Source organism: uncultured Desulfovibrio sp. (genome assembly GCF_902477725.1).
Classification (GTDB): Bacteria; Desulfobacterota; Desulfovibrionia; order Desulfovibrionales; family Desulfovibrionaceae; genus Desulfovibrio.
Map to the genome: position 1 here is coordinate 22,798 of NZ_CABSIF010000014.1, position 22,040 is coordinate 44,837.

General features: G+C 59.3%; 20 protein-coding genes. 12 read left to right on the forward strand and 8 right to left on the reverse strand.

From position 1 onward, the window contains the following. Positions 1 to 6: 6 nt before the first annotated feature. A complete protein-coding gene (locus tag RDK48_RS12425) occupies positions 7 to 1,026 on the reverse strand; it encodes a hypothetical protein (RefSeq protein ID WP_298998716.1) in 1,020 nt (339 codons plus the stop codon). Between the two features lie 461 nt (positions 1,027 to 1,487). Between RDK48_RS12425 and ybgF the strand changes: the two genes are divergently transcribed. The 4 genes from ybgF (at position 1,488) to RDK48_RS12445 (ending at position 6,504) form a co-directional block, all read left to right on the forward strand. After that, the gene (gene ybgF, locus RDK48_RS12430) at positions 1,488 to 2,855 is read left to right on the forward strand and encodes a tol-pal system protein YbgF (protein WP_298998714.1); all 1,368 of its coding nucleotides are present in this window, start codon (positions 1,488 to 1,490) and stop codon (positions 2,853 to 2,855) included. 42 nt (positions 2,856 to 2,897) lie between these two features. After that, positions 2,898 to 4,283, forward strand: a complete 1,386-nt coding sequence (gene dprA / locus RDK48_RS12435) for a DNA-processing protein DprA (protein ID WP_298998710.1) — start codon at positions 2,898 to 2,900, stop codon at positions 4,281 to 4,283. After that, on the forward strand, positions 4,280 to 5,401 hold the full coding sequence (locus tag RDK48_RS12440) for a tyrosine recombinase XerC (protein WP_298998708.1): 1,122 nt from the start codon (positions 4,280 to 4,282) through the stop codon (positions 5,399 to 5,401). Before dprA ends, RDK48_RS12440 begins: the two co-directional genes overlap by 4 nt. A gap of 185 nt (positions 5,402 to 5,586) precedes the next feature. Then, on the forward strand, positions 5,587 to 6,504 hold the full coding sequence (locus RDK48_RS12445; RefSeq protein ID WP_298998706.1) for a manganese-dependent inorganic pyrophosphatase: 918 nt from the start codon (positions 5,587 to 5,589) through the stop codon (positions 6,502 to 6,504). 469 nt (positions 6,505 to 6,973) lie between these two features. Here the strand turns inward: RDK48_RS12445 and RDK48_RS12450 are convergent, their stop codons facing one another. Further along, positions 6,974 to 7,696 (reverse strand): hypothetical protein, encoded by a 723-nt coding sequence (locus RDK48_RS12450; protein ID WP_192111493.1) that lies wholly within the window; start codon positions 7,694 to 7,696, stop codon positions 6,974 to 6,976. Between the two features lie 175 nt (positions 7,697 to 7,871). Between RDK48_RS12450 and RDK48_RS12455 the strand changes: the two genes are divergently transcribed. Beyond that, positions 7,872 to 9,062, forward strand: coding sequence for an HlyD family secretion protein (locus RDK48_RS12455; protein ID WP_298998704.1), 1,191 nt, complete (start codon positions 7,872 to 7,874; stop codon positions 9,060 to 9,062). A gap of 660 nt (positions 9,063 to 9,722) precedes the next feature. On the opposite strand, the gene queD is transcribed toward RDK48_RS12455, so the two are convergent. From queD to RDK48_RS12475, 4 genes are all read right to left on the reverse strand, one after another. Beyond that, entirely contained in the window at positions 9,723 to 10,079 is a 357-nt protein-coding gene (gene queD, locus RDK48_RS12460) for a 6-carboxytetrahydropterin synthase QueD (protein ID WP_298998702.1), read from the reverse strand. Positions 10,080 to 10,087: 8 nt separating this feature from the next. Further along, complete coding sequence (gene queE / locus RDK48_RS12465) at positions 10,088 to 10,726, reverse strand: 7-carboxy-7-deazaguanine synthase (protein WP_298998700.1); 639 nt, start codon at positions 10,724 to 10,726, stop codon at positions 10,088 to 10,090. A 344-nt stretch (positions 10,727 to 11,070) separates the two neighbouring features. Further along, positions 11,071 to 12,819, reverse strand: coding sequence for a YcaO-like family protein (locus tag RDK48_RS12470; protein WP_298998698.1), 1,749 nt, complete (start codon positions 12,817 to 12,819; stop codon positions 11,071 to 11,073). After that, complete coding sequence (locus RDK48_RS12475; protein WP_298998697.1) at positions 12,816 to 13,592, reverse strand: methyltransferase; 777 nt, start codon at positions 13,590 to 13,592, stop codon at positions 12,816 to 12,818. Before RDK48_RS12475 ends, RDK48_RS12470 begins: the two co-directional genes overlap by 4 nt. A gap of 229 nt (positions 13,593 to 13,821) precedes the next feature. On the opposite strand from RDK48_RS12475, the gene RDK48_RS12480 reads away from it, so the two are divergent. Together RDK48_RS12480 and RDK48_RS12485 are read left to right on the forward strand one after the other, a co-directional pair. After that, positions 13,822 to 14,670, forward strand: a complete 849-nt coding sequence (locus RDK48_RS12480) for a 50S ribosomal protein L11 methyltransferase (RefSeq protein WP_298998695.1) — start codon at positions 13,822 to 13,824, stop codon at positions 14,668 to 14,670. 2 nt (positions 14,671 to 14,672) lie between these two features. After that, entirely contained in the window at positions 14,673 to 15,002 is a 330-nt protein-coding gene (locus RDK48_RS12485) for a hypothetical protein (protein WP_298998693.1), read from the forward strand. 103 nt (positions 15,003 to 15,105) lie between these two features. On the opposite strand, the gene RDK48_RS12490 is transcribed toward RDK48_RS12485, so the two are convergent. Continuing rightward, positions 15,106 to 15,948 (reverse strand): M23 family metallopeptidase, encoded by an 843-nt coding sequence (locus tag RDK48_RS12490; protein ID WP_298998691.1) that lies wholly within the window; start codon positions 15,946 to 15,948, stop codon positions 15,106 to 15,108. 127 nt (positions 15,949 to 16,075) lie between these two features. Here RDK48_RS12490 and RDK48_RS12495 point away from each other — a divergent pair, with 127 nt between their 5' ends. From RDK48_RS12495 to RDK48_RS12510, 4 genes are all read left to right on the forward strand, one after another. Then, the gene (locus tag RDK48_RS12495) at positions 16,076 to 16,936 is read left to right on the forward strand and encodes a pirin family protein (protein WP_298998688.1); all 861 of its coding nucleotides are present in this window, start codon (positions 16,076 to 16,078) and stop codon (positions 16,934 to 16,936) included. Between the two features lie 87 nt (positions 16,937 to 17,023). Continuing rightward, positions 17,024 to 18,076, forward strand: a complete 1,053-nt coding sequence (locus tag RDK48_RS12500; protein WP_298998684.1) for a metal ABC transporter solute-binding protein, Zn/Mn family — start codon at positions 17,024 to 17,026, stop codon at positions 18,074 to 18,076. Then, entirely contained in the window at positions 18,066 to 18,992 is a 927-nt protein-coding gene (locus RDK48_RS12505) for a metal ABC transporter ATP-binding protein (protein ID WP_298998682.1), read from the forward strand. The genes RDK48_RS12500 and RDK48_RS12505 overlap by 11 nt, the downstream gene beginning before the upstream one ends. Continuing rightward, a complete protein-coding gene (locus tag RDK48_RS12510) occupies positions 18,985 to 19,848 on the forward strand; it encodes a metal ABC transporter permease (RefSeq protein ID WP_298998680.1) in 864 nt (287 codons plus the stop codon). The genes RDK48_RS12505 and RDK48_RS12510 overlap by 8 nt, the downstream gene beginning before the upstream one ends. Positions 19,849 to 19,967: 119 nt before the next feature. On the opposite strand, the gene tpx is transcribed toward RDK48_RS12510, so the two are convergent. Then, positions 19,968 to 20,471, reverse strand: a complete 504-nt coding sequence (gene tpx / locus RDK48_RS12515; RefSeq protein WP_298998677.1) for a thiol peroxidase — start codon at positions 20,469 to 20,471, stop codon at positions 19,968 to 19,970. Positions 20,472 to 20,726: 255 nt separating this feature from the next. Here tpx and hslU point away from each other — a divergent pair, with 255 nt between their 5' ends. Next, positions 20,727 to 22,040 (forward strand): ATP-dependent protease ATPase subunit HslU, encoded by a 1,314-nt coding sequence (gene hslU / locus RDK48_RS12520; protein ID WP_298998675.1) that lies wholly within the window; start codon positions 20,727 to 20,729, stop codon positions 22,038 to 22,040.

The window sequence follows — 22,040 nt, forward strand, 5'->3', positions numbered from 1 at the left end:
TTGTCGTTACTGTACAATATCGGTCATGGACGGAGGCAGGGTTATTTCCGTCATGTTGAGGTAGAAAGGCAACATGATGGCAACCGCCAGCGCCAGCGCGGCCAGCAGGGTGATCTTGTGGCGCATGGGGGTGGCGCTGCGGGCCACGAATGTCCAGAGCAGGGCCGGAGCAAGCCAGAGCAGCAGCTCTGCGCTTTCCATGATGGCGTCAGTGACGGTAAAGGTGTCGTTTTGCCATGCGTTCTGCACGTCAAACACCGAGGATGCCAGCAAAATAACCCAGAAAACAGCCCAGGCATTGCGCGCCCATGTGGCGCACCAAGGGAGCATGGTATTGTAGTGGTCGCGGCCAAAATCGTCGTATTTGCGGCGCAGCACAAGCCAGAAAGCGCCCATGCCGCCTGCCACGGCCAGCATCAGGGGCAACGACCAGAAAAGGGCGCACCAGAAGGGGGTTCCAAAACCGGGAACATAAATGTGCCCAAGGGTCAGCAAGTCTGCATCGGGGCGGGCCAAGGCCGTGAGCAGGCGCGCGGCAGCCAGGGACGCCACGGTGGCGATGATGCCCTGAATGCCGCTGACCACGCCCATGCCCACATGCAGCATGGGCAGCTTGAGCAAAAATTTCCATAAGGCGAAATACATGCTGTTGATAAGCACGGCCAGGCCGAGCATGATCCAGCTCATTTCAACCATGAAGTCGGAGATGGAGTCGGGCGTATAGGAGCTTTGCGTAAAGAAGAGCCAGACCCTGCCGCAGATGAGCAGCGCCCAGCCAAGCAACAATGAGAGCAAGGCCAGCTGGCGGGCGCATTTTTCATAGGAGGCGCGCTTGCGCGTAACCGCCAGCGCCCGTGCGGCGGCAGACATGAAACCCAGGCCCGCAAAGGCCAGCAGGGCCGCGAGCGGCAGGGCAATGCTCAGGGCGTCAAGGCCCATGCGCGCCAAGGGAAAGGACTGTCCAAGATGCCGCAACGCGTCCATCCAAGTTGTCAGGGCCGCTGCCATTTCCTGGAAAAAATTCATCTGGCTTCGCCTCCGGTCTGGCTTGATGCCGGATAGGAACTGTTCATGCGGATTATTGCCGCCCTTCGCCTGCCGTGTCTCGGGTAAGCCCCTGTGCACGTGCGGATGAAGGCAAAATCCCGTTTTGCAACCGGGGGCAAGGCACATCAGCAGGCCGTGAAACAGCCCTTTGTGATGTTGCGACGCTCCGGTTGTCCGTATCTCTTATGCTGTACGAGCGTGAGCAAGCCTGTTCTTGCCTGAAAAACGCTGCCGCTGCAAGAGTTCTTGAAATATGGCCGGGGTTGAGGCACAAGAAAGGTTGGCAGGTTGATGGGCTTGTGCGTTTGCAGTTCTGGCAGCTATAGCAGCCGGGCAAGCGGCAAGGCCGGGCCGAATTTTTTTTGATGGGCGTCTGTTGCGGGCTTTTGATGCATTGAGCGATATTTCAACGCAAGAATGCTCTTGTGCTGGAGACCGGGATGAAAACACTGATTGTTGTGCCGTTGGCCTGCGTTGCGCTGGTTGCCGGGTGCGCTTCTTCTGACAAAATGCGTCAGGTGGAATCGACCAGCGAAACCAACCAGAAGGTGCTGCGCGAGACCGACCAGCGGTTGCGCACGCTGGAGCAAAGCGTAAACACGCTTGATACCCAGGTTGCCCAGCTCAATAACAGGGTTTACGAAGTGCGCACCCGTGGCGGACAAAAAACCGGCATGACTGTGGTGCCCATTATTCCGCCGCAGCCCCACAAAAGTGCTGTGGTTGCGCCTGCCCAGCCGGAAAGCGCCCAGCTAACCGCGCACGGCCCGGTTGCGACCAGCAGCCCCGAGCGTCCCGCGGTCAATCCCGCAAGCCAGCCCCCAGTGAATCCCGCAAATACGGCATCGGCAAATTCTGCAACGCCCAACGCCCGCGCTCTTGATCCTGCCGCCACAATCAGGCCGATTCCCGCTGCCGCCCCGCGTGAGGCTGCCAAAGCCGAAGCCGAGGTAATGCCCAAAACTCCTGCGGCAAAGACTGCTGCCCAGCAAAGCCCAGCAGAAAAGCCGCAAGCCGCCGCCAAGGGCGCGCCGGGTTCGGCGTCTGCCTCATCCGCCGCATCTTTCGCCCTGCCGCCTGAGGCCGCGTCTCCTCCTGCGGCTTCCGCTGCCGGGAAGGGGGCGGTTCAGCCCATGCTGCCGCCCGTTGCCGCAGCCGGGGGCAATCCTGATGTTCCCGTGCCTTCTGTGCCGGTCTCTGATCTTGCCCTGCCGCCCGAGCATCCGGGGCTGGGCCTGCCGCCCCTGCCTGGGGATGCCGCCGCCAAAAACGGCGCAAAGGGCAAGGCTGCCAAAGCCGCTGCCGGATCGGCTCCTGCTTCGGCTCCTGCTTCGGCTCCTGCTTCGGCGGCAAGCGCTGCCGCCACGCCTGCTGTTTCGGCGCAAGCCCAGCCGCAAGCTCCTGCGCAACCGTCCGCAGCCTTGCCCAAGAGCGGCAAGGGCGAGGAGGCCGCATACAAGGCAGCCTTGCAGCCTGCCATGTCTGGCCGGGCCGCAGACAGCATTGGCCGTTTTCAGACCTTTTTGCAGGAATATCCTCAGGGCCGCTTTGCCGCCAATGCGGAATACTGGATTGGCGAGGGGTATTACGCCCAGGGCAAGTACAAGGATGCGCTGGCGCAGTTTGAAAAGGTCAACAGCCAGTGGCCGCGTCATCATAAAAACGCCGATGCCCTGCTGAAAACTGGCATGACCCTGAGCCGCATGGGCGACAAGGAAGGTGCCGCGCAGGCCTACAAAAAGCTGCTGTCGCAGTTTCCCAACTCAGAAGCGGCGGGGCTTGCCCGGTCGCGTGGTCTGGCCCGGTAAAATGGGCTTTGCAGCGGCGCTGGGCCATACAGCGGTGGCGGCATGAGCCAGCCGTGTAAAACTCTGGCTGCAATGGACGAGGCCGCCCGCAAGGAATACTGGGCCAGCCTTGCCCTGCGGCACTGCCGAGGGCTGGGTGCGCGTTCTGCCGCACGCCTTGCGCGGCACTTTGGCTCGGCCTACGCCGCCGTGCAGGCGCGTGAACTCTGGCATGAGGCGGGCGTCAACAAGGGGCAGGCCGCCGAACTTGCTACGGGTTCGTGGCGTGTCACTGCCAGGGAAGAATGGGATCGCGCCCGCGATCTTGCCGCATCCATAGTTCTGTGGACAGACCCTGAATATCCCGTGCTGCTGCGCCCGGTTATTGACGCGCCCCTGCTGCTCTATTGCCGGGGCGATCTTTCCCTGCTGCAATCGCCGGGTTTTGCGGTGGTTGGCTCGCGCAAGGCCACCAAACATGGCAGGTCTGTGGCCGAATACATGGCGCGCTGCCTTTCGGCCTGCGGCATTGCCATTGTTTCCGGCATGGCGCTGGGCATAGACAGGGTTGCCCATGAGGCCGCGCTTGAGCGCGTTGGCCGCAGCATCGGCGTGTTGGGAACGGGCATTGATATGCTCTATCCCATTGGCAACATGACTGTTTTTGATGAAATGGAGCTCCGGGGCCTGCTGATCTCTGAATTCGCGCCCGGTACGCTGCCGCATGCGGGCAATTTCCCCATCCGCAACCGCATCATCAGCGGGCTTTCGCTGGGTGTGCTGGTGGTGGAGGCCGCCCAGCGTTCGGGCAGCCTTATCACGGCGCGGCTGGCGCTGGAGCAAAACCGTGAAGTGTACGCCGTGCCAGGGCCTGCGCTGGATGCCCATTGCCTTGGCTGTCAGGATTTGGTGCGTCAGGGCGCGCATGCAGTATTCAGCGCCGAGGACGTGTTGCGCGATCTGGCGGAGCAGTTGCGGCCTTTTGGCATCAGCGAGGTCGGTGTGCCTGTTGAAGAGGAAGGGCTGCTGGAGGATGTGCCTGCGACGGAATCACCCAAGGCGGCAGGCGCGCTAAAGACATCAGAATCCAGTGCCGCAGGCCGGGCCGCGACGGCGGGGAAACCCGGCAGGGCCAAGGCCAATGGGCAGGATGCTCCAACCGGGGAGCATGTCAGCGAAAACGCATCCATTATAGATGATGCCAGCAGCAAGGCGGTCACAGTGCAGCCCCTCAACGAGGGCGAGCGAGCCGCTGCGGAAAACGCCGCTGCCGCCGATGGCAACGCTGGTCTGCTTGAGTATCTGCGTCAGCATGGCCCCACCCATGCCGATGTTCTGGCTGATGCCGCAGGGCTGAGCGCTGCGGCGGCCAATGCCGCTCTTGTGGGGCTTGAGATGCTGGGCAAGGTGCGGCGTCTGCCCGGCGCGCGTTATGAGGTAACGGCATGAGCAAGGCTCAGGGCGGGCAAAAAGACCCGGACAGCGCGACCGCCAGCCCAAAGGCCGGGAGCGGTGCTGCTGCGGCCAAAACGGCAGGGCGCAAAAAAACTGCTGGCAAGCCGATTCAAGGTTCGTTGACCGAGGCAGCCACGCCAAACACGCAGGAGCAGGCAGCTGTCGGGCAACGCAAAGCCGGCCCCGACCGGGCAAAGCTCTTTGTTGATGCCTTTCTGGCCTGGATGGAAGTGCAGAAGGGCGCTTCGCCCGCCACGCTCAAGGCCTATGGCAGCGACCTTGCGCAACTCATCGAATTTCTGCGCGGGCAGGATGCTGACCTCGGAAGGCCAGAATCCGTCACCCGGCGGCACGTGCAGGCCTATCTGGCCTGGCTGTTCCGTCAGGGCGAGGCAAAAAGCTCCATGGCCAGAAAACTGGCGGCTGTGCGTTCATTCTTCCGTTTTCAACAGCGCAATGGTGTGGTAACAGAAAATGTGGCCGCGCAGGTGCGCAATCCCCGGCAGGAAAAGCGCCACCCCCGCGCCCTGAATGTGGACGAAACCTTTGCCTTGCTGGATGCGGAGCATGGCCAGGCAGGGACAGAGAGCGCCGAATCTGCGCGCCTGCTGTGTCGCGACCTAGCCTTGGCGGAACTTCTCTACGGTTCTGGCCTGCGTATTTCTGAGGCGCTTGGCCTCGATATTGATGATGTGCAGCTTTCATCGCGCGTGTTGCGCGTTATGGGCAAAGGCTCGCGCGAGCGGCTTGCGCCGCTTTCCGACACATCGTGCGAGAGCCTCAAGGCATGGCTTGACGAGCGTCCGCTCCTGGCCCTGCCGGAAGAACAGGCTCTGTTTGTGGGTTCTCGCGGTTCGCGCCTGAACCGCAGGGAGGCTGCGCGCATTGTGGAGCGCTTGTGCCGCCGGGCCGGGCTGGATTTTACAGTGTCGCCGCACAGCCTGCGCCATTCGTTTGCAACGCACCTGCTTTCGGCTGGGGCCGACCTGCGCAGTGTGCAGGAGCTGCTGGGACACCGCAGATTGACCACCACCCAACGCTATACGCAGGTAAGCCTTGAGCATTTGATGGAAGCCTACGACAAGGCTCATCCCAAGGCGACGAAAAAATAAAAAAATCACTAAGTTAAAAATATTGTTTATTTTCAAGTAGATATGTTTTATAGGGTAGAGTGTCCACTAATCTGTTTCGGGTTTTTTTGTGCGAAGACCTTGGCATGAACAGGACTTTGTGCTAAAGAGAACAAAGCGGTCGCACTGAACCGCATACCCGAACAATACCGGAAGGAGAGACTGTCATGTCCGCATTAGTTATTGGTCACATGAATCCTGATACCGACAGCATCATTTCTGCCATTGCCGCCGCCGACCTGTACAGCAAGCGCGGTCTGGACGTTACCCCTGCCGCCCAGGGCGCGCCCACTCCTGAAACCGAATTCGTGCTCAAGAAGTTCGGTCTCACCGCTCCCCAGGTTGTTGCCGATGTGGCTGGCAAGAATCTGTATCTGGTGGACTATTCCGATCTGGCTCAGGCCCCCAAGGGAATGGATTCCGCCTGTGTGCTCGGTATCGCTGATCACCACAAGCTTGGTGATGTGACCACCTCTGCGCCCCTGGAAGCCTGGATCTGGCCCGTGGGCTGCACCTGCACCGTGCTGAAGAACATGTTTGACTTCTACGGCGTGGAAATTTCCAAGAGCATCGCTGGCGGCATGCTGTGCGCGATCCTCTCCGATACCGTTATCTTCAAGTCCCCCACCTGCACCCCCGCCGACAAGAAGGCCGTTGAAGAACTGGCCAAGATCGCGGGCGTGAGCGACGTGATGTCTCTGGGCATGGAAATGTTCAAGGTCAAGAGCGCCGTTGAAGGCACCTCCATGAAGGACCTGGTCTTCCGTGACTACAAGGACTTCGACATGGGCGGCAAGAAAGTTGGCATCGGCCAGCTCGAAGTGGTCGACCTTTCCATTCTGGAACCCGTCAAGGCTGGCCTCCAGGCCGAAATCGCCCGCGTGAAGGGCGAAGGCCGTCACAGCGTGTTCCTGCTGCTCACCGACATCATGAAGGAAGGCTCTGAAATGCTGATCGTTTCTGACGATCCTTCCGTGGTGGAAAAGGCTTTTGGCGTGAAGGCCGAAGGCAAATCCGTGTGGCTGCCCGGCGTGATGAGCCGCAAAAAGCAGGTCGTGCCCAACTTTGAAAAGGCTTTCAAGTAAGCTTTAGCTTAGCTTGAAATGATTTTGCCCCGCCGGGGCAGGGAAGCAGGTTCTTGCGAACCGAACCCCTGCCTTGGCGGGGTTCTTTTTTGCATGGCAGCACTTGGCGCTCTTTTGAGCGCCAAGTGCTGCCTTTTGCGCAGGGTGAGGCCGCGTCATAATAGTGCCGCACCGGCGGGCGATTTGTGCGGTAGCGGGCTGTGGCGATACGGCTGAACAATGCCGCACTGTTCCGTTATCCCTTAGCGGCACTTTGCCCGCGCTCTGGCTGATAAGGGGGCGCAACTTGCGGCAAAAGCGGAGTAAACAATCAGCCCTGTGCGGGCTACTTGACCCCAGCGCACGCATGTCGCCGCGTAATTCGGTTGAGGGCTGGCTCCGCTGATGCTCGGACGCAAAAAAGGCTGCCAGTTCTATGCGAACCGACAGCCTTTGACTCTTTTACTGCGGTGGTTGGCGAGTGTGCGGCCTACAGGCTGCGCTCTTCCAGACCTTCGCCGCTCTTTTGTTTGGCCTTGTTGGGCGGGGTAGTGACAGGCTGCAAGCCGGGCACCACGTCATGCACTTCTGTGGGCGGCAAGAGCGGATCGGCGGCATCGCGCTGTATGACCTTGCTGTCGCGCACATACAGCGTGCAGGAAAGGCCAAAGCATTCATACACCGCGGCCACGGTGCCCTTGAGTTTTTCCTGATCATTGAGCGGCGGCGGAACAAGCACATAATAAATGCGGGTGCGCCCACCCCTCTTGGGTTCCACAAAGCAGGAGACAATCCATTCATCCTGCCCGTCCCCGTTCCAGTCCGCAATGCCGACCATATTGACTTTAAGCTTCTGCGTGGCATGATTGATGCTGAAACCGTTGGGGAAACGCTGCACGCGGCTGTCGGGCAGGATGGTGGCGGAAAATGTTTCGCCAAGATACACATCGTGCGCCGTATCGTTTTGCAGCATAAATGAGGGCGAAAGGCGGGTGAAAAGTATGTCGCCGTAGTCTTTCAAACCCTTGAACGACATGGGGGCAGTGTAGGAGCCGTCCTTGTCCAGCAGGTCACGGGCCTGGAGTTCCTTGGGCATGTTATGCGCCATTTTCATGAATTCGTCTTTTTCCACCACAACCACAGGGCGGGTGGTACCGCAGCCAGCAAGCAGACAGCCCAGGCAAAGCAGGGCGCAGATTCGCGATAAGACCATGATGTGTGTCGACTCCCCTGGCGGAGATTTGACGGCAAAAAGCCGCTTCTCCGTGAATGCAGCATTTGTAAGCGTCTGCGAGCGGCTTGTAAAGAGCATTGCAGGCAGTCTGGTACGGTATCTGCATGTTTTTATGATAATGTCATGAAAATGCTCCAACCCCACAGGACACGACATGTCTGAACCAATATACTTGCAGATGCCCGAAGCCCGGTTGAAAAAGCATGGCCGCATGTTTTTGCGCCTTCTGCCCCTGTGGGTGATAGCCTGTCTGGTTGCCGCCGGGTGGTGGTGGATCGAATCTGGCCGTGTGACAAGCACCTGGGCCATGCTCGACGGCATGGTGTACGCTGTTTCGTCCGAATTTCCCGCCAAGGTCGAATCCGTGTCTGTCCGCGAGGGTGATCATGTCAAAAAAGGGCAGGTCTTGGCCCGGCTGGACGCCAAAGCATACGCTGGCCGTGTGGGCGAGGCCGGGCGCGAGGCAGCCGCTCTGCGCGCCATGGCTGGCCCGCCCAGCATTGAAGAAACCGCAGCCCGCCTCAAGCAGGCGCAGGATTCAGAACAGGAGATGGTGCGCCGCATCGCACTGGCGCGGCATGATGAAGACCTCAAGCAGAAGGCGCGCGAAGAACGCGTGGCGGAGCATGTGCGCGCCCAGCTGGCCTTGCGCACACTTGATAGCCAGGGCGGTGAGCGCGCTGTGGGCAGCGCGCGTTACGCAGCCGCCAAACAGGCAGAAGCTCAGACCCGCCTTGCCAAGGAGCGGGCCATTGTGGAATTTGAGCAGGTCAGCCTTGTGCGCGCAGCCATAGATCAGGAACTTGCCCGAGTGCGCGCGGAAGCACTACGTTACAAACAGTTGGCCTCAAGCAACCGCTATGCGCCAAAATATGTGGCAGGGGCCTTGGGCGCTGCCATGAATGCCGTGCCGCAAAATGCAGTGGACGGCAATCTATACGCGCCGCAAGATGGGCGCATTCTGCGTGGCATCGCCATGCCAGGGCAGTCTGTGCAGCGCGGAGAGCCAGTGGTCTTGCTGCTGCCCGAGGGCAAGGAAGCGCAAAAGTCCTTCTGGCTGTTGGCCTTCTTTACGCAGGATGCCGCCAATGCCCTCAAACCGGGCCAGAAGTGCGCCATAACCCTGAAAAACGACACCAAGCTTGAAGGGCGCGTCTACGACAGGCTCGACCCCCAGCCCCTGCCGTCCAATGCCATTGCGGACAACAAGGATGCCAGGGAAACTGCGGCCCGCCCGGAAGTTTACGTGCCTGTGCGCATAACCATCAGCGATGGCGAGGGAAAGCAGTTTGAACCCGGCATGCTGGGGAAGTGCGAGGTTATGACGAGGGTTTTCTGGAATTAGTGGACGTTTGGGGGCTTGCGCGACGGGCGGCTAACTGAAATTTTATGCCCTGCGGGCACAGGATTCCGCCCTCCGGCGAAATTTGGGACGCCTGCGCGGCGTGCGATTTCGCCTTCCCGGCGTGGGGCAAAGGGGGCCTGTTAGGGGCTGCGCCCCTCCTCGGCCCCCTCTGCACTCCCCCGGAGCACCCCCTTGAGGTTTTCAAATCCCCCAAAAAAGCGAGGGCAGCGCGGCTATAGCTGCGGGAGCTTCCCTCCCTCGCTTTGCTCGCTCAGGTGATCTCCCTCCGCGCCGCGCAAATGCCAGAGTACGTTTTCGCTTTGAGTGTATTCCGTTTCAGCCAACGACCCTCAGCACTTTGGCTAACCACAGGATATGCTTCGTTCTCGTTTCAACACCCCATGGACATGCAGCCAGCATCAATTGGGTAAGTCAAAGAACAGGAAAAACAAATAAAATTAGTAAACTAACTATGGCTATGCCAATCACCTTATACTCGCCGGAGCGTAGCGGAGGCGATGGCTGGTGTTAGGCGAATTTGCAAGATACGCTTTTTGCGGGCTGAAGCGTTCAGGGTGAAAAGTCGGGTATGCGTAAATCAGCCAGACAGGCTCTCCCACAACCCTTCATATCTGTCCGTGGCTATCTTTTCCCTGCTTCTTACTTCCCCGTGTACACGGCGCCAGAGGTGGGGCTCTCCTTAACCACGATTTTTGAAAGCCCCCGGATCTGGGAATCCAGCTTGCCCCAGAGCCAGATGGCGATATTTTCGCTGGTGGGATTTTCAAGCCCTTCAATATCATTCAGATACGTGTGATCGAGCTGGTCAACAAACGACTTCGCAATCGATTTAATGTCGCCAAAATCAACAACCCAGCCATTGGTTTCAGACACTTCGCCCTGTACATAAACTTCAACAACAAAAGTATGCCCATGCAGATTGCCGCACTTGTGCCCCGCCGGTACAGCGGGCAGCCGGTGCGCTGCGTCAAACGTCATAGTAACGTAAATATCCATATGCTCTCCTACGAAATCCCGATAAACTTGTGTGTCTGAAGGCTGAGCTTCCACAGCGGGCGATCCTGGCAGATTCTGACCGCGTCTTCCGTTGCCTGTGACTGACCAGCATAGTCGCGGGGTTGCAGAAAAAAATGTTTGAAATCCAGTTGCTCAAAATCCTGTACGGAGATGCCCTCTTGAGGCCAGACGAGCTTTAGCTCGCTCCCGGATGTAACAACCAGTTTCGTTCCCGCCTTGGGGCTGACCGTAATCCAGTCCAAGCCCTCAGGCAGGGCAAGCGTCCCGTTGGTTTCTATTCCCGTTTCCACACCGCGGCGGCCCAACTCCTGCAACAATTCTTGGGTAAGTTGCAGGGCAGGCTCCCCACCTGTGAAGACCACGTAAGGCCGATAGCCCGGATGCGTATAGATGGGGAAAAAAGAGCAGATCGCCTGGGCCAGCGTTGCGGCGTTTTTGAATTCTCCGCCCGATTTCTCTGCCCCAATAAAGTCTGTATCGCAAAATGGGCATTTGGCAAATTTGCGATCTTCTTCTCGCCCTGACCACAGGTTGCAGCCGGAAAAACGGCAGAAAACTGCGGGGCGGCCCGCGTGGAACCCTTCCCCTTGCAACGTATAAAAAATTTCCTTGACTGCAAAGCTCACTATATTTCTCCAGTTTCACCGCACGGTTGCCGTGCACTGGCTTTTAAGCAACAGGCAGGCAGCCGCTTCTTCTGCGTGAAGCGCGTATTCTTATACCCTCAGAGCCATGCTGAGGCAAAATTTGTATTTTATCAAGAATATCAGTGAAGTGCTGGCAGCGCTCAGGCAAATGATTTGTTGCTTTTGAAAAGCAAACGCCGGGATTTTGCGCGCCCGTACTCCTGTACGGTAGCATCAAAACCCCGGCGCTGACGCATTCAGCTCGGCAAAATCGTATTTGCGCCATTAGGCCTGACAGGTAAGCCAATTCCCGGTTGGGGGATGGAGCCCGTTATGGAGTCTGATCAGTTCGCCTGTCCTTCCAGTTCCGCCAGATGGTTGCGGGCAAAATCCAGGCTGGCGTCAAGCTCCAGCGCGGCGCTCAGATATTCGCGGGCCTGCTCGGCATTGCCCATGAATTTTTCGCACAGGCCGAGGTTGGCGAGGTCCATTGCAGAACCTTTGTCCACCCGCAGTACAGCCTTAAAGGCCTCTGCCGCCTTGGCGTAGTCGCCGGTCTTGAAGTGGGCCACGCCAAGCAGATTGCCGTATTCCTTCATGTCCGGGCAGAGCTTGGCAGCGGCTGCCAGCGCAGGCAGGGCCTCCTGCCAGCGGCATTCGAGGGTATCTGCATAGCCAAGGTAAAAGGAGGCCAGAGCCTGGGAATCTGCGTCGGGTTGCAGAGGCACGGCTGCGGCAAAGGCGCTGCGGGCCGTGTTGAAATCTTCCGCGCGCAGGGCCAGCATGCCTTCAAAGAATGGCAGAAAATGCGCGCCGGGATAGCATGATTCCAGCACTTTCAGGCCGTGCAGCACTGTCTCCGCATCGGCTTCTTCCACGAGTTTGCGGCCCACAAAGAGTCCAAGGCTCTGGTTGCGGTCGCGTTCGCGAAAATGCAGGCCCGGTACAATGCTGTAATGGGTGGGGATGCCGAGGCGCGGGTGCGTGGTTTCTACCGCGTAGAGTTCCAGCGGGGCAAGGCCGCGCAGGGCTGTGAGCAGTTCTTCACGGATATCGGCATTCTCCACGGTGGGCAGGCTGGCGAGGGAGACGGTTGGGCCTTCGATAAGCCAGTTGACCTGTTCAAGGGTCGTGTACTTGGAAAGGCCCGAAGCTTCGTAGCAGGCGCGGGTGCAAAAATCGCCTGCAAGCTGGGCAACTTCCGTAACCGCGCGGATGGCCGCCTTGGCAGGAGAAGCCGCAGTGCCGGCGGTGTAGACGATTTCAGAACTGTCGGGAAAGGTTTTGGGATCCCAGGCCACGGCGGCAACCGTGGGCAGGGGCATGCCCTGCGAAAAATCTTTCAGCACAATATGCACGCCCTCGCGCTCAAAGGCCGCCAGCAGTTCGGCCAGCACCGGGTCAAAGGCGCAGGATGCCGGGTCGATGGTGGGCGTGGTGGGCAGGTTGCGGTCAACGCGGCAGCACACGTGGCGCTCGATCAATTCGCTCAGGCCTTGCAACAGCGATTCTTCGCGGCTGTTGCCAGCCGAGGTGCCGTTGAATTCGCCAAGCAGTTTGAACCAGTCCAGCGGGAGCCACACGGTTTTGCCGTCCAGCAGGCGGGTAGCGGGGTAGAACTGCCAGCGCGTGAGATCAAGCACACGGCGGGCATCCTGAGGCGAAAGGGTGTCGTCCACCGAGCGCAGCATGGCCTCAATGGGCAGCAGATCACTGCCAAAACGGGCCTCGGCCTCGCTCCAGGTGGCGCTGACCATGTGGGGGCGTTCTTCCCAAAAGCTGAAAAAGGCAAAACGCTCCATCAGTTCCATGAGGGCCGAAGCCTCGGCCTGTTCGGCGGAGGAGCCTTTGCCCATCTGCTTGCGGGTGGGCATGATACGGCGGGCATCGGCACCGCACACGCTCAGAAACACGGGAATGCCAAGCCTGCCCACGTCCACGCGGCGCGTTTTTGACAGGATATCGAGGCGGGAGGAATCCAGCCGCTCGCGCACACGGGCAATGGTCTGCGCGGGGCTCATGGTTTTGTCCAGGTCGCGCGTGTAGCCCTTGGGGCAGGGGGCCAGGGTTATGATGGGCAACTGCTCGTTCATGGCCGCTCCAGAATCAGAATACTGTACAGACGGCGCTGTTCTTCGCCGTTTTCATCGTGGGATTTAACGCCGATGCGGCCTTCGGTAATTTTGAAGGTCTTGGCCGCGATTTTGCCAAAATGGGGTTTGCCACGGGCCACGTCGGTGCAGAAAAAGGCCTTGCCGCCGGGTGCTAGGTGGCGATCCACAAATTTGACCAACGGCCTGTGCAGGTCGTCCAGATAGAGGATTTCCGAGGCGGCGATAATGTCAAAGCCGCTGGCAAAGCGCGGGTCGCGGCCCGGCGCGGTCACGTCCACGTGGGTGACCTCGATTTGGTCGCCCAGACCGTTGCGCAGCACGTTGGCCCTGGCAAAACGCAGGGCCTGCTCCACCACATCGCTCAGCACCACACGCGCAAATCCGTAGCGGGCAGCCACTAGGCTCAGCGCGCCGCAGCCAGCGCCAAGCTCCAGCAGGCTTTTGCCCTGCGGTTCATACTTGCGCAGCAAACGGCCCAACACAAACGAACCGGGCCAAAGCTTTGCCCACAGGGGCAGATCCTTGAGCGGATCATGGATGGCCTTGCGTTGCAGCAGCTTGTCCAGATGCGCGCTCATGTTCTGTATGGAGAGCACCTGAAGGGGATTTTCGTCCACATGCAGCGGCTCGAATTCCACATCAAAATCGGTGCGGATGCGTTCCAGCAGGGTCTCAAGTTCGGCGGCATGGGCCGGGGAAAGACTGGTCGATGTTTCCTCGGGTGACAGAGGCGGACACAGGGAGTCAGACATGGATGTTCCTTGCAAAGGGGAATACAAAGGCTTCGATAAGTTAGTTACTATACCCGCATTTGAGGCGCATGGCAATCCTTATTGATTAAGTAGGTATTGCGGTGGGCCAGCGCCACGCAAAAGAGGTTCGGCCCGCCAAAGGGACTCGACCCGGCAGGGGAAGTCTGGCATTGTTGGCTGGTCGGCTGGTGTGCCAGTGGCCCCGCCGCAAACACTGAGCGAGAGGATTATGAAGCAGATTTTTCGTTTGGAAATGGTTGTGGCCGAAGAAGATGCAGACCGCGCCACCGGCTTGCTGACCTTGGGTGTGCCCTTTGGCTGGGAAGAAGAAACCCTGCCCACGGGTGAAACCCGCTTTCGCGTGCATTGCGAAAACCCCGAATTCATCAACAACCTGCAAAGCGACCTTCAGGCCCGCATTCCCGCTGCGGAATACACCCTGACCACGCTTGAGGATCAGGACTGGCTGGCAGCATGGCGGCAGTTTTTTACGCCTGTGCCCTGCGGCAACCGTTTTGTGGTGCTGCCCCCCTGGCTTGCCGACAGCAATGATTTCCCTGGTCGGGAAAAGATTGTTATCGAGCCCAAGAGCGCGTTTGGCACGGGCCATCATGCCACCACGGCCCTGTGCCTCACCGTGCTGAGCGGGCTTGTGGAAGCCGGGCGCGTCAAGCCGGGCCAGCATTTTCTGGATCTCGGCACCGGCTCGGGCGTGCTTGGCATTGCCTGCTGCAAGAGCGGCCTGACCGGTGAAGGCTACGACATCGACATGCTGGCCGTGGAAAATGCCATTGAAAACAGGCAGATCAACGGAATCGAAGGCTTTGAAGTGGGCCTTGGCAGCATAGACGCCCTTGAAGGCCGTACCTATGATCTGGTGCTGGCAAATATTCTGGCCCGCCCGCTGATTGATCTTGCCCAGCGCATTGTGTGGGCCTGCAAGCCCGGCGCATGCCTGGTGCTCTCCGGCCTGCTTGAAATTCAGGCCGACAGCGTGGAAGAAGCCTACATGGCCCAATGCCTGCCCAAGCCCCGCCGCGTTATTGACGGCGAGTGGTGCGCGCTGGTCTGGGATTAGCATTGACGGTATTTGCTCTGGCGACTGCGGCGGCGCAGGCGGATATTTCGTCTGCGTTGCCCGGTTTGCCTATTGTTCTTGCGCCGGAAACCGCCCCGGCACTGCTCTTTGCCATATTGGTCGGGCTTGGTGTGGTCTTGCAGTTTGCGGGCAGGTTTTACGCCAGCCGTGGCGCAGCCCTGCTTGGAGCGGGCCTTGTGCTCGGCGCGGGCCTGTTTGACCGCGACCCGGTGCTGGTGGTTGGGCAGCTTGTGCTTGTGGCCGCCCTGTGGCCCAAGGCGCGCAAAAAGTCCCGCACGGCGGCAGGCCCGAGAAAACGAAATTCGGCCTAGAATCAGGGCATTGCTTTGCGCAGCGTTCCACCCTGATCGGGGGCGGGAATCTGCCCGGAACTCAGCCCGGAATTTTGTGCAATGCGCAGGCAGGCTGTTCGTGCTATCGGCGCTGATCCCAGGTGGGGATGGGCGGCGGGGTGTAGTTATCGAGATCTTTTAGCGTCGTGCCCATGCGGGTAGGACGTCCGTTGGGGCCGCGCAGCACAGGCCCGCAAGACTGCGCTTCAATGACGGGCGGAATGCTCGCCGGGTCGGGGCGCAGCACTTCATCCGCTGAATGCAGATAGGGCAGGGGGTCAACGGCCTTGCCCGAGGCGTCCAGCAGGCCAAAGTGCAGGTGGGCCCCGGTGGTTCTGCCGGTACAGCCCACAAGCCCCACAGGTTCGCCTGTGGCAACGCGTTGCCCGGTTTTTACCAGAGTCTTTGACATGTGCCCGTAGCGCGCCGTCATGCCGTCTTCCTGTCGGATGTCAACGGAGATGCCCAGAGGACCGTTTTCGCCAGCGCGGATGACTGTGCCGGGCTTGAAGGCCGTGACAGGCCAGCCCATGTGCGCGCGAATGTCTATGCCCCCATGATCGCGCATGACCATGCCGCGCCTGCTGAGCCAGCCGGGCATGCGGCGGTTGCCAAAGGGGGATGTAATCAGCTCTCGCAGAGGCGGCAAGGAACGGCAGACCTCGGCATTGGCGGCTGTCTTGGGATGGGCTGATTCCGGTATTGCTGGCGAAGATTCAGGCTCTGCACGCTGGCTGCTGGCAGAAGTGCTCTGCGCTTCGGTTTGCCCGGCTTCTGGTTCAGCGCTGGATTGCTGATCCGTGCTGGGTTCCGCAACAAGTTTCTCGCTGTCGGCAGCAGGCGCAACCGGTGCGCCCACGGCAGGCGGGCAGCCAAGGGCTATGCAGAGGGCGGCAGGCGCGAGTCTGCTCAGAAATTTCGACACGTTTTCTCCCAGGCTGCTGGCTGCGCGTTTTGAGCGCGAACAGGTCGGCAGCATACGGCCCACTGTAAAAAAAGCAAGCCAGGCTTACTGCTAGTATGGCGAAAAGCCCGGCACAAGGAGGCAGCACATGCAGTTACGATCCATCACCGGAGACGTCACAGGGCGTCCCACCATTGATGGCGCAGGTGTGCGCCTTGTGCGCGTGCTTGGTTCGCCCACAGTCAAAACATTTGATCCCTTTCTTATGCTTGATGCCTTTGATTCCGTAAATCCGGAGGATTACGTAAAGGGTTTTCCCATGCATCCTCACCGGGGCATTGAAACGTTCACCTATCTTGTGAATGGCGTCATCGAGCACAAGGACAGCCTGGGCAATGCTGGCGTTATCCGTGATGGCGGCTGCCAGTGGATGACCGCCGGGAGCGGCATCCTGCATCAGGAGATGCCCCTTGCCTCGCCGCGCATGCTCGGCCTGCAACTCTGGATCAATCTGCCGGCCGCCCACAAGATGACCGATCCCAAGTACCGCGACATCACCCTCGATATGGTGCCACGTGTTGAGGAAGAGGCCGCTTCCGTGGCCGTGGTCGCGGGTGAATACAAGGGGGTTGAAGGTGCTGCGCGCGGCGACTATGTGGACGTGCGTTTTCTGGACGTGCGCCTCAAGCCCGGCGCGCGCTGGCAGGTGGAAACAAACCCCGCGCACACGGTTTTTGCCTATTTGTATGCTGGTGACTGCTTCTTGATGGATGGCAGGGAGCCAATGCTGGCCCGCCACGCCTACCTGCTGGGCGAGGGGGACACCGTGGCCTTTGAAGGCGGCGAAGAAGAATGCCGCTTTGTACTGGTTTCCGGTGCACCCCTGCGGGAGCCGGTTGCCTGGGGCGGCCCCATTGTCATGAATACAGATGAAGAGCTGATGCAGGCGTATTTTGAAATTGAAGAAGGCAGATTCATCAAGCACTGGCTTCCATCTGCGCAGAATTAGCCGCTGGCGGATTGAAAATATCCGGCTTGACACGGCTGCTGCGGGGTCTTATCTGACCAATTTGCTTTGCAAACAGGAGCAAGTACCATGCACAATTGTATTTCTGTCTTGTTTCGTAAGGGCAAACATCACGGCCTGGCACTTTTATGCACGCTGCTTGTATCCGCTTTTGCGGTTACTGGCGCTTTTGCAGCCGAGCCCAAGGTGCGCGTTCTTGCCACCACCTATCCCGTGTATCTGCTGACCCGCGCCGTTGTCCAGACAAGCCCGGATGTGCAGGTTGACCTGCTCATTCCCGCCCAGACCGGCTGCCCGCACGACTACGCGCTGACCCCCAAGGACATGCAAAAACTCTCCAAGGCCAATGTTGTGATCATCAACGGCCTGGGCATGGAGTCCTTTCTGGAAAAGCCGCTTGCCGCCGCAGGCAAGAAGATCAGCATCATCGACAGCAGCAAGGGCGTAAACGCCATTGCTGAAGAGCATGACGAAGATCACGATGCCGACCACGACAAGGCGGACGCCGCCCATAAGGATGACCACAACCCTGCGGCAGCGGCAAAAGGGCATGATCATGCTCATGAACACGGTCACGGCCATGACCATGGGCACGACCACGGCGGCCTGAATCCGCACGCTTTTTCCAGCCCGCTGCAAGCTGCAGTGATGGCGCGTAACATTGGCCGTGGCCTTGCTGCGGCTGCGCCCGTTGCCGCAAAAAACTGCCCGCAGGCTGCGGAAGCCTATGCCGCCAGGCTTGAGACTCTGGGCCAGCGCCTTGCCGCCGTGGGGGCCAATGCCGCCAACAAAAATGTGGTGGCCCTGCACGATGGTATGGCCTACCTTGTGCGCGATGCCGGTCTGAACCTTGTAGATGTGATTCAGGAAGATGAAGAGGCCCAGCCTTCTGCGGCGCGCCTGCTTGATCTCGTAAAAAAAATAAGAGAATCCAAGCCTGTTGTGCTCATTGGCGAGCCGCAGTATTCGGATAAGCCCGTGCTCGCGCTTGCGGCAGAAACGGGTGTTCCGGCAGTGCAGCTTGACCCGCTGGCCTCGGGGGCGTCTGACGCGTCCCTTGATTATTATGAAACTGTCATGTCCAAAAACATTGCCACGCTAGAGAAATATTTTGGCAAATAAGAGCTTGCTTGCCCCCTCGGTCTGCTTTGAGAATGTATGCCTCAGCCGGGGGGGCAATCGTATTCTGAACAATATCTGCGTCACCGCGCCAGCTGGTGGCAGCACGGTTCTTGTAGGCCCTAACGGAGCGGGCAAGACCACGCTGCTGCTCTGCCTTATTGGTGAAATGGCCTATACGGGATGCATCCAGTTTGCCGGCCTTGAGCGCCAGCCCCGCATGGCCTATGTGCCGCAGCATCTGATTATGGATCGCAGCCTGCCCCTGCGCGTGTGCGAATTTCTGGCCCTGAGCCGTCAGCGCCAGCCCTTGTGGCTGGGACTGCGCCCTTGGGCGCGCAGCGAGGGACGGCAGCTTTTGCAGATGGTCAAGGCCGAGCATCTGGAGCAGAGCCGTATGGGCGACCTTTCTGGCGGCGAACTGCGCCGTGTGCTGCTGGCTGCGGCCCTTGGCCGCAATCCGGAACTGCTGGTGCTGGACGAGCCTGCGGCAGGCGTAGACGTGCGCGGCGAGAGGCTCTTTTGGGAACTGCTGGACACCGCCCGGCGCGAGCGCGGCTTTACGCAGATCATGGTCAGCCACAATCTGCCTCTGGTGGCGCACTACGCAACCCACGTGATCTGCCTCAACAAGACCGTATGCGCCACAGGCGCGCCGCGCGCCACGCTGACATCCTCCACCCTCATGGAGCTTTTTGGCGTGCCTATCCACCTGTACCCGGACCAGTGCGACCCTGAAGACCCTGGCTGCCCGCAGTGCGGCGTGGTGAGCGAAGCCGAGGGCTTGCTGCCCAACTATGCGGCCATAGAGCGGCGTGAGGCCGCCCGCCTGACTGCACGCCTCGCTGCCCGCATGAGCGCCTCACAGAGTGAACCCTGCGGCGAAAAAACGCCGGATCAGGGAGGTTCCCGTGCCTGATCTCAGCCCAATATACGCGCTTATTTCCATGATTCCGCTTGATTGCCTGCAAATGCGCTTTATGCAGCAGGCCTTGCTCGGAGTGCTGCTGCTGGCCCCCATGGCCTCAGTGCTTGGGGTGGAAGTTATCAATTTTCGCATGGCCTTTTTTTCAGACGCCATCGGGCACTCGGCCTTTGCCGGGGTTGCGCTGGGGTTGATACTGGCTGTGCCGCCGCGTCTTGCCATGCCCCTGTTTGGTATTCTGGTGGGGCTTGGCATCATGGCTGTGCGTCGCAAGAGCGACCTTTCGTCCGACACCGTCATCGGCATTGTTTTTTCTGCCGTGGTGGCTTTTGGCCTTGCCGTGGTGAGCCGGGCAGAAGGCGTGGGCAGGGACATGCAGCGCTTTCTTTACGGCGATATCCTTACCATCACCGATGGCGAAATCGGCTTTCTGGCCTTGCTGTTTGTTGCCCTGCTGGCCTTTCAGGCCGTAGGCTACAACAGGCTGATGTGCATTGCCCTGAACCCCGTTATGGCGCGGGTTCACGGTGTGCGCGTGGCGCTGTGGCAATATGCTTTTGCCGGGCTGCTGGCGCTGGTGGTGATGTTTTCCGTGTGGGCGGTGGGGGTGCTGCTGGTGACGGCCATGCTCATTGTGCCCGCCGCCACGGCCCGCAATTTTGCCCGTTCCGCGGGGGGTATGTTCTGGTGGGCGCTTCTTGTGGGCACAACATCCGCATTTGCAGGGCTGGCGCTTTCGGCTCAGGAATGGCTGGCTACGGCCAGCGGAGCCACCATTATTCTTGTGGCCTGCTGCTGGTTTGCTGTAAGCCTGTTTGCTGCAGGGGCCACGGGCCGCAGACGTTCCTGACGGCAGCGCCGCAGCGCATCTTTACGTCTGCTCTGGTACTCTTTGTTGTAATACCACAAAAAACGCCTTCCCCTTTCAGTTGGGGAAGGCGTTTTGGCTTTTGGGGTAGCTGTTATGAGCTAGGCCAGCTTCTTGACTGCTTCCAGAGCGGCTGTGTAGTCAGGTTCGTGGGCAACTTCACCCACCAGCTGACTGTATGCCAGAGTGCCATCCGGGGCGACCACAAAGACCGAGCGAGCCAGCAGATCCAGCTCCTTGATCAGAATGCCGTAGGCCTTGCCAAAGGCACCTGCACGGTAGTCGGATAGGGCTTCAACAGCGGTTACGCCAGCAGCGCCGCACCAGCGGGCCTGCGCAAAGGGCAGGTCGCGGCTTACTGCCACAATACGCACCTTGTCGGACAAAGCGGCGGCTTCGGTATTGAAGCGGCGAACTTCCATATCGCATACGGGAGTATCCAGCGAAGGAACGCATACAAGCACAAGCACCTTGCCAGCGTAGTCTTTCAGGCTGCGGGGGCTCATATCATTGGCGGTCAGCGTGAAGTCGGGGACCTTGCCGCCAATGGCGGGCTGGGTGCCTTCAAGATGCATGACATTGCCTTTGAACGTAACTGTATCCATAGGAAACTCCTTATTGTTTCAGGGTTCTTGGATTCTGTGCCATCAAGGCTTTATTGTCAATAATTATTATTAGCGAGTAAGAAAAAGCCCGATTTCTCGCTCCTACCTTTTCATTGTATCGTTGGGGGAAACTGTTCGCAAGGGCAGCGCGTAGCGGTACGCTGCGGCGGTGGAGAAAACCTTTTGTCTCTCCATTGCCATGCGCGTGGCAATGCCTATATATACATAAGAATGTGCCTACATCAGGAGAATTTGATGAGTACTTTGACACCTCGCGGCATTGTTGCCGAACTTGATAAATTTGTGGTGGGTCAGGAACAGGCCAAGCGTATGGTTGCCGTGGCGGTGCGCAACCGCTGGCGGCGGCAGCACCTTGCGCCGGAGTTGCGCGATGAAGTTTCGCCCAAGAATATCATCATGATGGGCCCCACGGGCGTGGGCAAAACGGAAATTGCCCGCCGCCTGGCCAAGCTTTCTGGCGCGCCTTTTGTAAAGGTTGAAGCCACCAAGTTTACCGAAGTGGGCTATGTGGGGCGCGATGTGGAATCCATGGTGCGCGACCTCATGGAAATCGGCATCAACCTTGTGCGCGATGAAGAAAATGCCCGTGTGCGCAAAGCTGCCGAGGCAGCTGCGGAATCGCGTCTTATGGATTTGCTGTTGCCCAGCTCCTTCGGGTCTGAAGAGCGCGCCTCCACGCGCGAAAAGCTTTTGCAGCAGTTCCGTCTTGGTTTTCTGGATGACCGCGAAGTGGAAGTGGAAGTTACCGAGCAGGGCGGCGGCAGTGTTGATCTGTTTGCCATCCCCGGCATGGAGCAGATGGGCGGGCAGGTTAAGGACATGTTCAGCAAGGCCTTTCCGCCCAAGCACAGCCGCCGCAAAATGAAGGTGCGCAACGCTTTTTCCGTGCTGGTACAGGAAGAATCAGGCAGGCTTGTGGATCAGGAAGCCCTGGTGGACAAGGCCCGCGAAAGGGTAGAGCAGACTGGCATCATCTTTATTGACGAGATCGACAAGATTGCCAGCTCCTCGCAAAACCGCACGTCAGACATTTCACGCGAGGGAGTGCAGCGCGACCTGCTGCCCATTGTGGAAGGCAGCGCGGTCAATACCAAGTATGGCATGATCCGCACGGATCACATCCTGTTTATCGCGGCGGGCGCTTTCCATTTTAGCAAGCCATCGGACATGATACCCGAATTGCAGGGGCGCTTTCCCTTGCGGGTTGAATTACAGCCCCTGGGCAAGGAAGAATTTTTGCGCATCCTCAAGGAGCCGGACAATGCCCTGACCAAGCAGTACGAGGCATTGCTGGGTACGGAGCAGATTCGCCTGAGTTTTACGGATGACGGGCTGGAAGAAATTGCGGCTTTTGCCGAGGACACCAATACCCGCACGGAAAACATCGGCGCGCGGCGGCTCTATACCATCATGGAAAAAATCCTGGCTGACATATCCTTTGACGCGCCCGAAATGCCCGGCGCGCAGGTGGTGGTCAACAAGGCCTATGTGGAAGAGCATTTGCAGGATGTGCGCGATGATCAGGATTTGAGCCAGTATATTCTGTAG